Here is an 11662-nt window from a genome sequence, read left to right on the forward strand (position 1 = left end):
CCCCCCGGCTCCCCCCCCCCGCGTCCGATCAGGACGGTTCGAGGACGACCGGGAGCTCCGCCAGCCCGCGGAACGCGGGGAACGGAACGGTCAGCCAGCGTGCGTCCTCCGGCGCCTCGGCCAGGGCCATGTGCGGGTACCGCTCGAAGAGCGTGGTGAGGGCGATCTGCATCTCCAGCCGGGCCAGCGGGGCGCCGACGCAGTAGTGCGGGCCGACGCCGAACGTCAGGTGGTCCGCCTGGACGTTCGGGCGTTCGACGTCCATGCGGTCCGGCTCGGGGAAGGCCTCGGGGTCGCGGTTGGCCGCGGCGATCGAGATCTGGACGAGCGCACCCTTGGGGATGAGCTGGTCGCGGATCACGAGGTCCTCCTTCGCGTACCGGAACGTCGAGTTCTCCACGGAGGTCTCGAACCGGAAGATCTCCTCGATGGCCGCGGCCATGGACCTCGTGTCCTGGAGCGCCAGACGCTTCTGGTCCGGCTGGGCGAGCAAGTGGTACACGGCGTTGCCGATCTGGTACGCGGTCGACTTGTGGCCCGCGAAGAGCAGCACCCACGCGGTGGAGACCAGTTCGTGGTCGGTGAGCGCGCCGTCCTGGTCCTGCGCCGTGACGAGTGCGCTGAGCAGGCCCTCGTCCGGCTCCCGCCGTTTCCGCGCGATCAGGTCCACCAGATAGTCGCGCAGATTGCCCTCGGCGATCTCCAGCGCCTTTCGCGCCTCCGGACCGAAACCTGTCCGGGCGACGGTGCTGGACCACGCGTGGGCCTGCTTGCGCTCGTTCTCCGGGACGCCCAGAAGCTCGCAGATCACCACGAGCGGCAGCGGGAAGCAGAACTCCGGCAGCAGGTCCACGGCCTCCGAGGCCGAGCACCGGTCCAGCAACTCCTCGGTGATCTCCTGGACGCGTGGACGCAGTGATTCCACCCTCTTCGGGGTGAAGGTGCTGCCGACGATCCTGCGGAGCCTGGTGTGCTTCGGAGGGTCCGAGAAGAGCATGTTGTCGTCCAGGGCGATCGACGAGTCACCGAAGATGCGGTGGTAGGCGTCGATGGCGCCGTACATGTCCTTGCTCAGACGAGGGTCGGCCAGGGCGGCACGGGCGTCGTCGTACCGGGTGATGAGGAACGTCTCGACCCCATGGGGAGGCGACAGCGGACACACGGGTGCCGTCGCCCTGAGCGTGGCGTAGACGGGATAGGGATTGGCCCGGAACTCCCGACCGCAGGACGACGCCGCGGCCGCGGCCTCATCGGATGACATTTCCTCAGACGCGAACGCTTCCGTCATGGCTATTCCCAGGGGTCGAGTCGCCGGAGGTGGCTGTGGTTGTGGGGTCACCGTTTCCCGGGCGGCACCGTGAAGTAAACGTCGCTGGGCCATATGAGCCGCTCCGGTCGCGTGCGTCCGTACCCATTGCTAACACTGATGGACAGGCTGGTCCTCGACTCTCGGACTGGGCCCCGCCGGATGGATGGGAAATCAGTGAGCGGACGCGCAGCGGAATCTGTACCGGTCCTCGTCGTGGGCGGATCCCTGGTGGGTCTTTCCACCTCGGTGTTCCTGGGACGCCTGGGAATCGAGCACATGCTCGTGGAGCGCCATGCCGGGACATCGACGCACCCACGCGGCCGCGGGAACAACGTCCGCACCATGGAGATCTTCCGGACTGCCGGGCTGGAACCGCGTATCCGGGAGGCAGCTGCCGCTCTCGCCCGAAACGAAGGCGTCCTTCAGGTGGCCACCCTCGCCGGGCCGCAGCGCCGCTGGATCATCCGGGACATCTCCGCCGGCATGGACGTCTCGCGGGTCAGTTCGTCCAACTGGTGCCTGTGCAGCCAGAACGATCTCGAGCCGGTGCTGCTGGACCACGCCCGCGGGCAGGGCGGCGATGTCCGCTTCGGCACGGAGATGCTTTCCTTCACTCAGGACCAAGAAGGAGTCCAGGCCCGGATGAGGGACCGGGAAACCGGTGACACCTACACCGTGAACGCTGATTTCCTGGTGGCTGCCGATGGCCCCAGGAGTCCGGTCCGGAATTCTCTGGAGATCAGCCAGTCAGGACCCGGTGAACTCTTCCACAATGTCAGCGTCACCTTCCGGAGCAAGAAGCTGAAGGACTGCATCGGGGAAAAGAGATTCGTCGTCTGCTATATCACCGATCCGCAGGGCGAAGGGGCTCTGCTGCCGGTGGACAACGACGAGCGATGGGTGATCCATGTTCCCTGGTCTCCGGACAGTGGAGAATCCCTGGAGGACTTCAGCGACGACCGACTCGTGGCGCACATTCGTGCGGCCGCCGGGGTTCCGGACATCGATGTGGACATCACGGGTAAGGCGCCCTGGCACGCGTCCAGCCGGGTCGCGAACAGCTATGGACAGGGCCGGGTCTTCCTGGCCGGTGACTCGGCACATGAGATGCCGCCCACCGGGGCGTTCGGTTCCAACACCGGAATCCAGGACGCGCACAATCTCGCCTGGAAACTGGCCTCGGTACTCCGCGGATGGGCGGGCATGCCTCTGCTGGACACCTACCAGCAGGAACGACGGCCTGCCGCCGTCGCGACCATCGAGCGGGCGTGTCTGCAGGCGATCGAGGAGCAGCACCCGGGATTCAGCCCCGCGGCGGGACGGAACGACGACCCGGCGGACCTCATGACCGTCGCGCTCTGCTACCGGTACGCGTCGAACGCCGTCACGGGTGCCTCCCCGGGGCGACCGGTGGTTCCGGAGACGTTCGAACTCGGCGGCGAACCAGGCACCCGCGCCCCGCACATGTGGGTCACCAGAGACGGCGTCAGGATCTCCACGCTGGACCTGTACGAGCGTTCCTTCGTCCTTCTCTCCGGGCCCAGGGGCCAGGCGTGGCGGAGCGCGGCAGAAACGGCCTCCGAAACCCTGGGGGTTCCCGTCGAGGCGTACCTCGTGGGCAACGGCCCTGACTGCGACCTCGTTCCCGAGCCGGACGCCGACTGGGCGAAGTGGCACGGCGCATCCGAGGACGGTGCCGTCCTCGTACGCCTGGACGGCTTCGTCGCATGGCGGGCGCACACCGAGATGCCCCATGCCGATCGCCTGCTGGCGAACGTACTGCGGACGGTGCTCTGCCGCGACTGAGCGCTCCCCGGAATCCCCCCCCACACACGCACTGCAGGGAAGCAGAGCAGCAAAGAAGCAGAGAAGAGGACATGGCGATGGCGCTCGCGGGAGACCCTCAGTTCCAGGACGGCCAGTTCCAGGACGGCCGGGTGGACGTCCACCACCACTTCACCGCACCGGCCTGGCTGGACTGGGCAGAGGAGCGAGGCGTCGTCCACCGCGAGAAGCTGCCCTGGTGGACGCGCTGGGACCTGGCCACGGCCCTGGACGTCATGGACAAGGCGGGCATCGGCACGGCCGTCATGACGGTGGCGATGCTCGGCCGTCTCCGCGAGCGCGCGGAGCGCCAGGAGAGCGCGCGCGTCGCCCTGCGGGCAGCGGCCGACGTCGTCGCGAGCCATCCCACGCGCTTCAGGTTCTTCACCCCCGTGTTCCTCGACGACCTGGAACTCTCCTCGTGGAGCCTCACCTACGGTCTCGACGAACTCGGTGCCGTCGGAGTGAGCACGAGAACGAGCATGAACGGCGTCTACCTCGGCGACGACAGCCATGACCGCCTGCTGAAGGAACTGGACGAGCGGTCCGCGGTCATCAGCACCCACCCCATGGAGGTTCCGGCGGGGAACGACCCCGGTGCGGGGCTGCCGGGAATGCCTCCGTTCGTCTGCGACTTCCTCATGGACACCACGCGCGCCGCCATCAACCTGATCAAGAACGGCACGCTGGACCGCTACCCGAACCTCACCTTCGTCCTCCCGCACGGAGGGGGCTTCCTGCCCTACATCGCCACCCGGCTCGAACTCTTCGGCGGGCGCCTCACCCCCGAGATCGAACCGGGCCGGGTCCGTGACTACCTGCACCGGTTCTACTTCGACACGGCTGGCCCCATGTCCCCCTCGGCCACGCCCACCCTGATGGCCACCGTGGACCCCGCCCGCATCCTCTTCGGCACGGACTGGCCGCCCACCCCCGGACACGTGGTCACCGACATCACGACACCCGCCCTCGACAACGACCCCGCCATCTCCGACCAGCAACTCCAAGGGATCAACCGTGAGAACGCCCTGCGCCTGCTGGGCGTGAGCCCCTGATTTTTCAACAAACTGTTGACGTCGTGTCGCCGGAGGGCGTTAGCTGTTCGCACAGCCCGTCCAGCGACATGCCGCGGAGGCCCCGTGACTTCGAGTTCTTCCCTGCCGGGCCTGGCGCGGTTCAACGCCCTGGACGAGCGTGCGGCCACCACGCTGCTGCGTGAGGCGTGCGCCTCGGCGGAGTGGGGGCGCAGGCTGCTCGCGGCGCGGCCGTACGCGACGACCGACGACCTCGTGCGCGCCAATGACGCCGCCATGGCGGAACTGAACGTCGCGGACCTCCAGGAGGCGATGTCCGGGCACCCGCCCATCGGCCGCCCCAGGCCCGGCGACCCGGCCTCGGCCCGGGAGCAGCGCGGCATGGCCGGCGCCTCCGACGAGCTCAAGGCCGAGATGCTGGAACTGAACCTGGCCTACCAGGAGAGGTTCGGCCATGTCTTCCTGATCTGCGCGACGGGGCTCACCGGCGAGCAGATGCGCGACGCGGTCAGGGAACGGATCGGCAACTCGCCGGACCGGGAGCGGGAGATCGTCCGCACCGAGCTGGGCAGGATCAACCGCATCCGGCTCACCCGACTCGCCGAAGAGGACGCACCCGCATGAGCACCAGCAGCGCGGCCCGGCCCAGGAGTTCGGTCTCCACACACATCCTGGACACCAGCGTCGGCCGACCCGCCCAGGACGTCACCGTCCACCTCGCCGCCCGAGCCGGCCGGGACGCCGAGTGGCAGGCGCTCGGCGCCGCCGCGACCGACGCCGACGGACGGTGCAAGGACCTCCCCGCCCTGCCGGAGGGGACCACCCACGTACGGCTCGACTTCGCGGTGGAACCGTACTTCGAGAAGGAGTTCGAGAAGAAGCAAGCCGATGCGCAGCAGGACGCCCCCGCGAATCGGGACAGCGGCGCGTTCTTCCCGGAGGTCACGGTCACCTTCGCCGTGACGCCCGGTGAGCACTACCACGTACCGCTGCTGCTCAACCCGTTCGGCTACTCCGTATACCGAGGGAGCTAGCTCCATGCCCACCCTGGGACAGAACCAGTACGGCAAGGCCGAGAACCGAGTCGTCAGGATCACGCGGGACGGCGCCACCCACCACATCAAGGACCTGAACGTGTCGGTGGCGCTGAGCGGCGACATGGACGAGGTCCACTACTCCGGCTCGAACGCCAGCGTCCTGCCGACGGACACCACCAAGAACACGGTGTACGCCTTCGCCAAGCAGTACGGCATCGAGTCCGCCGAGCAGTTCGGCGTCCACCTCGCCCGCCACTTCGTGACCTCCCAGCCCGCGATCCACCGGGCCCGCATACGCATCGAGGAGTACGCCTGGGAGCGCGTCGAGCACAGCGGTGAGGGCGCGCACTCCTTCGTCCGCACGGGCCGGGAAACGCGGCTCGCCCAGATCACGCACGACGACGGAGGGGCGTGGGAGGTCGTCTCCGGCCTCAAGGACCTGACCGTGATGAACTCGACGAACTCCGAGTTCTGGGGCTACGTCAAGGACAAGTACACGACCCTTCCGGAGGCGTACGACCGCGTTCTGGCCACCGAGGTCTCCGGCCGCTGGCGCTTCAACTGGACCGACGACACACAGCCCGTGCCCGACTGGGACGAGTCCTACGAGGAGACCCGGAAGCACCTGCTGGCGGCCTTCGCCGAGACGTACTCGCTGTCCCTGCAGCAGACCCTGTACGCCATGGGCTCCAGGATCGTCGAACGCCGTCCGGAGATCGACGAGGTCCGCTTCTCCCTGCCCAACAAGCACCATTTCCTGGTGGATCTCGCGCCGTTCGGTTTGAAGAACGACACCGCCGACTCAGCCGTCTACTTTGCCGCCGACCGCCCGTACGGCCTGATAGAGGCCACCGTCCTGCGGGACGGGTGCGACGCGCGGATCCCGGAGGACCTGACCAACCTGTGAGGACTGACAAGATGGCACAGCGCATCGTCATCGAGAACTGCGCGATCGCGACCGTCGACCCGCACGACACCGAGTACGACTCCGGGCACGTCGTCCTCGCCGGCAACCGCATCGAGTCGCTCGGCGCGGGCAGGGCCCCGGGGGACCTGGACAACGTCGTCCGCCGCATCGACGCCACCGGCCATCTGGTGACCCCGGGACTGGTCAACACCCATCACCACTTCTACCAGTGGATCACCCGCGGCCTGGCCACCGACCACAACCTGTTCGACTGGCTCGTCGCGCTCTACCCGATCTGGGCGCGCATCGACGAGCGGATGACGTACGCGGCGGCGCAGGGCTCCCTGGCGATGATGGCCCGCGGCGGTGTCACCACCGCGATGGACCACCACTACGTCTTCCCGAAGGGCTCCGGCGACCTGTCCGGCTCCATCATCCGCGCCGCCCGTGAGACGGGCGTCCGCTTCACCCTCGCCCGGGGCTCGATGGACCGCGGCGAGAAGGACGGCGGGCTGCCCCCGGACTTCGCCGTCGAGACCCTCGAAGGCGCCCTCGCCGCCACCGAGGCCACCGTCGACGAACACCACGACGCCTCCTTCGACGCCATGACCCAGGTGGCCGTCGCCCCCTGCTCGCCCTTCTCCGTCTCCACCGAACTCATGTGTGAGGGCGCCGAGTTGGCCCGCCGTCTCGGGGTGCGGCTGCACACCCACGGCTCGGAGACCGTGGAGGAGGAGAAGTTCTGCCACGAGCTGTTCGGCATGGGCCCGACCGACTACTTCGAGTCCACCGGCTGGCTCGGCGAGGACGTGTGGATGGCGCACTGCGTCCACATGAACGACTCCGACATCGCCGCCTTCGCCCGGACGAGGACGGGGGTGGCCCACTGCCCCTCCTCCAACGCCCGGCTGGCGGCCGGGATCGCGCGGGTCCCCGACATGCTGGCTGCCGGCGTCCCCGTCGGCCTCGGCGTCGACGGCACCGCGTCCAACGAGTCCGGCGAACTGCACACCGAGCTCCGCAACGCCCTGCTGATCAACCGTCTCGGGCCGCACAGGGAAGCCGCGCTGAACGCCCGCCAGGCACTACGGCTCGGCACGTACGGTGGCGCTCAGGTCCTGGGCCGGGCGCGGGAGATCGGCTCCCTGGAGTCCGGCAAGCTCGCCGACCTGGTGCTGTGGCGGATGGACACCCTGGCCCACGCGTCGATCGCCGACCCGGTGGCCGCGCTCGTCCTCGGGGCGCCCGCACCGGTCACGGCCTCCTTCGTGGGCGGCGAGCAGATCGTGGAGGACGGCCGGTTGCTGCGCGTCGACGAGGACGCCGTAGCCCGCTCCACCCGGACCGAGGCGCGGCGCCTCGCCGACATCGGGGCGCGTGGCTGACTCACCCCAGACGCTGTCCCTCAGGTGATCTCGTAACTGTCCCCGTACACCGCCCACTTGAGCGGAAGGTCCAGGTCGAGGTTCCCCGCGTTCAGGAACACGCGCTGGGCCGTGTCCACGCGGGAGGTGTCGGTGTGGGCGGGCTCCTGGCGCATGGCCCACACACGGGCGTCGAGGAAGGCGTGCAGGTACGCCGTCTCGTCGCCGCCCTGAGCGGGGGTTGCGGCCTCCTTCAGGGCGCGGGTACGGATGCCGCCGAAGCTGAGGGTGTCGGTGCCGGGGCCGTGCATGACCAGCGCGTCGTAGTAGACGAACTGGCCGAGTGTGCCGAGGCCGTCCTCCCGGCCGCTCTCGACCGCCGGGTCGAAGTACACGCGGTCCCGCTCGTCGCGCTGGGCCTTGCGGAAGGCCGCGGTCGCGGCGGCCTTCTTCCAGGCGGTGGGCAGACCGGGGTCCAGGCCCTCGTGGGAATCGCTGCCGTCCACCGCGCTCAGGGCGGTGAGGTAGGGGGCGAGCGGGTTGTCCGGGACGCGTTCGGTGTAGAGCTCGACCAGGGCCAGCATGTCGCTCGTACCGGAGCAGAAACCGATGATCCCGCCGGTGTAGCCGCGCCCGTCGGCGATGTCCTCGATGTACGCGTACTGCTCCTCCCAGCTCAGAGAGGAGTTCTCCGCGCTGGACACCAGCCGCATGGCGATGTCCTTCTTCTCCGGGTCGTCGAGCCCGGTGGTGGTCGTGGCCGCGTCAGCCGCCTGGTCCACCAGGGACGGGGCGGCGAGCAGGGAGGCACCCAGCGCCGCCAGCAGCAGGCGGCGGGGTGCGGGTCGGGTGGGCAGCAACGGCACGTTGTCTCCAAGTAGGCGCTTCGAGGCGGTGGTTGAGGGTCGCGCGCCGGAGTGGGAATGCCGTGGGTGTGCCGTAGCAGGTCGCTGTGACCTGCTAGGGGAGCGCTGTGAGCCGGTCCCGGACCTGGGTGGCGAGCTCGTACGTGTCGCCGGTCGGCCGGGTCGCGAGCGGGCCCGGGTCGCGGACCCAGCGGTCCTCCAGCGCGAACCAGTCCGTCTTCTTCGGCTCCCGGCCCTCCCGCAGGGCGGCCTTCAGCTCGGTGAAGTACGTCGACCAGCGCAGCCGGTACAGCCCGCCGACCAGCCCCGCCCACTCGCGGTTGGCGTAGTCCCGCAGGCCGGCGTCCGCGCCCGCGCGGGTGCCCCACACGGTCAGCAGCGAGAGGTTGTCGTACGCGAGCTGCTCCCGTTCCTCGGCACTCGCGCCCCAGGAGCGCGCGTCCGCCACCCAACGGCCCAGCAGGTGCTGGGAGTCGGTGGCCAGCAGCCGGTCGAGGAGGTCCATCAGGGACAGCCACGTGTCCGCCAGCTCGCCGAAGCGGGCGTCGTCTCCCGCGTCGTACGCCTTCTTGAGGTCCGGGAGGAGGACGCGGCTGCGGTTGGACAGGGCCTGGCGGGCCACGTCGAGGAGGTCGCGACGGTAGGCCGAGGACTTGCGCAGCTCCGGGCGCACCTTGAGCAGTTCGGTGAGCGCGGGCTCGAAGTCGGCCGCGTCGTAGCGGAGTTGCTTGGGGGACCAGCGGGCCGCCCTGACGGCGTTCAGTGCCGGACGGGCTCCGAACAGACCGTCCGAGGGCTCGCTCCACCGGTCGGCGCGTGTGGTGCCGTACGCGGTGCGGCGCAGGACGTCCCACGCGGCCTCGGCGTGCGGATCACGGGCGCCGTAGCGGGCGTGGGCCCATTCGGCGAACCACTTCTTCAGGTCCAACTCTCCCGTCCGCCAGGCGAGTTCGGAGAAGAGGGCGAAGGCGGCCGGGTTGTTGTCCGCGGCCTCCGGCATCAGCGCGACGCCGTGCAGCTTGCTGCCGTCCTTGGTGCGCCACTTCTCGTACAGCGCGGCCCAGTCCGAGGTGTTCGCGCCGAGTGCGGTGTGGCCGCCGAAGTTCCAGATCGAGCCGAAGGCGTACGGTGTGTCGCCCCAGTCGGCCTCGCGGTCGGTGACCGTGGGGAAGCGGTCGGACAGACCGTCGACGACGAGCATGTACCGCTTGTCGACGGCGTCGACAAGCGCGCGCGGCGGGTTGCGCTGCCAGCCGATGATCACCCAGGTGGCGCTGGGCCGGGACTTCCGCAGGGCTCGCTCGACACCCTTCGCCGCCTCCGCGACGGGCACGTCACCGGGGTCCCCGCCCTCGTGCAGCAGATCCATCTTGTACAGCGTCGACGGACCACCGAACATCTCGCTCTGCACGCGGTAGAACGCCTCCGCCACCCGGGCGAACTGGTCCGTGCGCGGGTCCAGCCAGTCGGGGCGGGCGAGACCCATCCAGTCGCCCTGCGGGATGGTGCGCGCGCCCTGGTTGCGCTGGGCGAAACCGGGCGGGACCGTCCCGAAGTAGCCGGGGAGCACGGGCGTCATGCCCAGCTCCCGCACCCGGTCGACGATCCGGCGCCCGAGAGCGGCGCGGGCGTCCAGGAGCTGCCGGGAGACGGGGTGCGGGAAGCCGGAGCAGTTCTGCAGCAGCCACCAGGGCTGGTGGGCCGGCCCCGGGATCCACGCTCTCAGCTCCTCGTCCTGGTACCCGAACTCCTGGAACAGCCGGTGGTACAGAGCGTCCGCGCCCGTGTAGACGAGGATCTCGTTGTAGCCGTGCAGGGCCAGGACGTCGAGCTCGTGCTCCCAGTACGCCCAGTCGAGGTACGCGCCCGTGTAGCCGTCGTTCGTGTCGTTGAGGGCGAAGCGGTGCGGGACGTTGGCGCGGCGGGTGACGGTGCCGTCGAGGCCCGGGAGGTCGCCGGGGAGCTGGTTGGTCTGCTCGCCGGCCCAGTTGATGTCGGCGTACGCGACATGCCGCAAGTACCAGTTGAGCCCGGTGAGCTGGGTCGCCGGGGTGTCGCCGGACACGGTGATGCGGCCTTTGCCTCCCGACACGCGGAAGGTGTCACGCACACCCTCCGTGCGGAACGTGATCTGCTCCCAGTGGCGGGGCAGCAGCCGCCGGGCCGCCGACCTCGCCGCGGACACCCCGGCGGACTCCTTCCCGGGCGCGTCGTCCGTCGGGGCCGCACCGGCCGACGTGCAGCCGACGGCGGCTCCGGCCGAACCGGCGGCGAGGACGGTCAGAAGGGCACGGCGGGCGAGCGGCATGGTGTCTCCGGGGTCGCGGGTGGGGGAACGCCGTCGAGAGGCGTACCCGCCGCGACACCACTTCCGCACCGACACACGGCCACAAGGGGGAGAAGCCGGGCTGAACGGATCAACTTGCCACCTGATGAACCAGCCGTGAACCCTCGCAGGGATCAGAGACCGAAGACCTTCGCGTCGGACGCCATCGCTTCCAGGGCCCCACGCGGGTCCGCCACGAGCCTGCGTTCCTTGAGGTCCATCAGTCCGCACAACACCGTGATCTCGGCGGCGACCGTGCCGTCCGTCTTCCGTATCGTCTGCTCGATCCGGTACGTCTTGCCCTCGCCCCACGCGAACGAGCACGTCACCTCCGTCTCGTCGCCCGCGCGCAGCTCCCGCCGGTAGCGGACGGTCTGCTCCAGCACCACCGGACCGATGCTCTTGGCGAGCAGCTCGCTCGAACTGATGCCGGCGTCCTCCAGCAACGACCAGCGGGCGTGCTCCGCGTACTGTAGGTAGACGCTCTGGTTGAGGTGCCCCAGAACATCGGTCTCGTACCCGCGGACGGTCACCTTGACGGCATACGGCTCGGTCACTGAGTTCCCTTCGTTGACGAGATCACTCCAACTCCCCAGTACCGTAAGCCCTTTCAGGGCGGTGGCGACGGGCGGGCGGGCCTCATGCCCGGCGCGGTGAGGCCAGCACGTACCGCACTCCGGTGCGTGGCTCCGCGTGCTCGCTGACCTGCCAGCCCGCATGCTCGAGTGTGGCCGCGCAGGCCCGTAGCGCGGTGACGTCGGGGTCGCGCACGGAGACGGCCTCCGGCTGCGGGGTGGCCCGGACCCGGTAACCGGCCTCGTCGGTGCCCGTCGCCGGTCTGTGGCCCGCGGCCTCCAGCGCGAGCGCGGCGGCCCGCACCAGGTGCGTGCGCTCCCAGCCGCAGGGCCGGTCCGTGGCGCCGGCCGGGTTGGTCATCCGGCGCAGCTCCAGCAGCCCCTGCCACGCGCTGTGCACCTCACGGGTGCGGGCCGGGC

At 69.7% G+C, this 11662-nt stretch carries 10 protein-coding genes and 1 pseudogene; 6 read left to right on the top strand and 5 right to left on the bottom strand.

Features of this window, described 5'->3' with window-relative positions; translation table 11 throughout:
* Positions 1-28: 28 nt before the first annotated feature.
* Positions 29-1288, bottom strand: coding sequence for a cytochrome P450 family protein (locus FNH08_RS31605; RefSeq protein ID WP_152774952.1), 1260 nt, complete (start codon positions 1286-1288; stop codon positions 29-31).
* 180 nt (positions 1289-1468) lie between these two features.
* Here FNH08_RS31605 and FNH08_RS31610 point away from each other — a divergent pair, with 180 nt between their 5' ends.
* The 6 genes from FNH08_RS31610 (at position 1469) to FNH08_RS31635 (ending at position 7496) form a co-directional block, all read left to right on the top strand.
* Positions 1469-3115 carry an FAD-dependent oxidoreductase gene (locus FNH08_RS31610; RefSeq protein WP_152774953.1) on the top strand — a complete coding sequence of 549 codons (1647 nt, stop codon included), beginning with the start codon at positions 1469-1471 and terminating at the stop codon, positions 3113-3115.
* Positions 3116-3186: 71 nt separating this feature from the next.
* Positions 3187-4188, top strand: a complete 1002-nt coding sequence (locus tag FNH08_RS31615; protein ID WP_228034471.1) for an amidohydrolase family protein — start codon at positions 3187-3189, stop codon at positions 4186-4188.
* 84 nt (positions 4189-4272) lie between these two features.
* Positions 4273-4791 carry a 2-oxo-4-hydroxy-4-carboxy-5-ureidoimidazoline decarboxylase gene (gene uraD, locus FNH08_RS31620; protein WP_322725834.1) on the top strand — a complete coding sequence of 173 codons (519 nt, stop codon included), beginning with the start codon at positions 4273-4275 and terminating at the stop codon, positions 4789-4791.
* Complete coding sequence (gene uraH, locus FNH08_RS31625) at positions 4788-5201, top strand: hydroxyisourate hydrolase (RefSeq protein WP_152774955.1); 414 nt, start codon at positions 4788-4790, stop codon at positions 5199-5201. The genes uraD and uraH overlap by 4 nt, the downstream gene beginning before the upstream one ends.
* Positions 5202-5205: 4 nt before the next feature.
* Positions 5206-6111, top strand: coding sequence for a factor-independent urate hydroxylase (gene pucL, locus FNH08_RS31630; protein WP_152774956.1), 906 nt, complete (start codon positions 5206-5208; stop codon positions 6109-6111).
* 11 nt (positions 6112-6122) lie between these two features.
* On the top strand, positions 6123-7496 hold the full coding sequence (locus FNH08_RS31635) for an 8-oxoguanine deaminase (protein WP_152774957.1): 1374 nt from the start codon (positions 6123-6125) through the stop codon (positions 7494-7496).
* Between the two features lie 20 nt (positions 7497-7516).
* Here the strand turns inward: FNH08_RS31635 and FNH08_RS31640 are convergent, their stop codons facing one another.
* From FNH08_RS31640 to FNH08_RS31655, 4 genes and pseudogenes are all read right to left on the bottom strand, one after another.
* A complete protein-coding gene (locus tag FNH08_RS31640; RefSeq protein WP_322725835.1) occupies positions 7517-8341 on the bottom strand; it encodes a chitosanase in 825 nt (274 codons plus the stop codon).
* 94 nt (positions 8342-8435) lie between these two features.
* Complete coding sequence (locus FNH08_RS31645; RefSeq protein ID WP_152774958.1) at positions 8436-10649, bottom strand: alpha-N-acetylglucosaminidase; 2214 nt, start codon at positions 10647-10649, stop codon at positions 8436-8438.
* A 152-nt stretch (positions 10650-10801) separates the two neighbouring features.
* Positions 10802-11224, bottom strand: a complete 423-nt coding sequence (locus FNH08_RS31650; protein WP_322725836.1) for an acyl-CoA thioesterase — start codon at positions 11222-11224, stop codon at positions 10802-10804.
* A gap of 82 nt (positions 11225-11306) precedes the next feature.
* Positions 11307-11662: pseudogene (locus tag FNH08_RS31655) on the bottom strand (hypothetical protein); the annotation flags it as partial.

Origin of the sequence: Streptomyces spongiae (genome assembly GCF_009377185.1) — a bacterium.
Classification (GTDB): Bacteria; Actinomycetota; Actinomycetes; order Streptomycetales; family Streptomycetaceae; genus Streptomyces; species Streptomyces spongiae.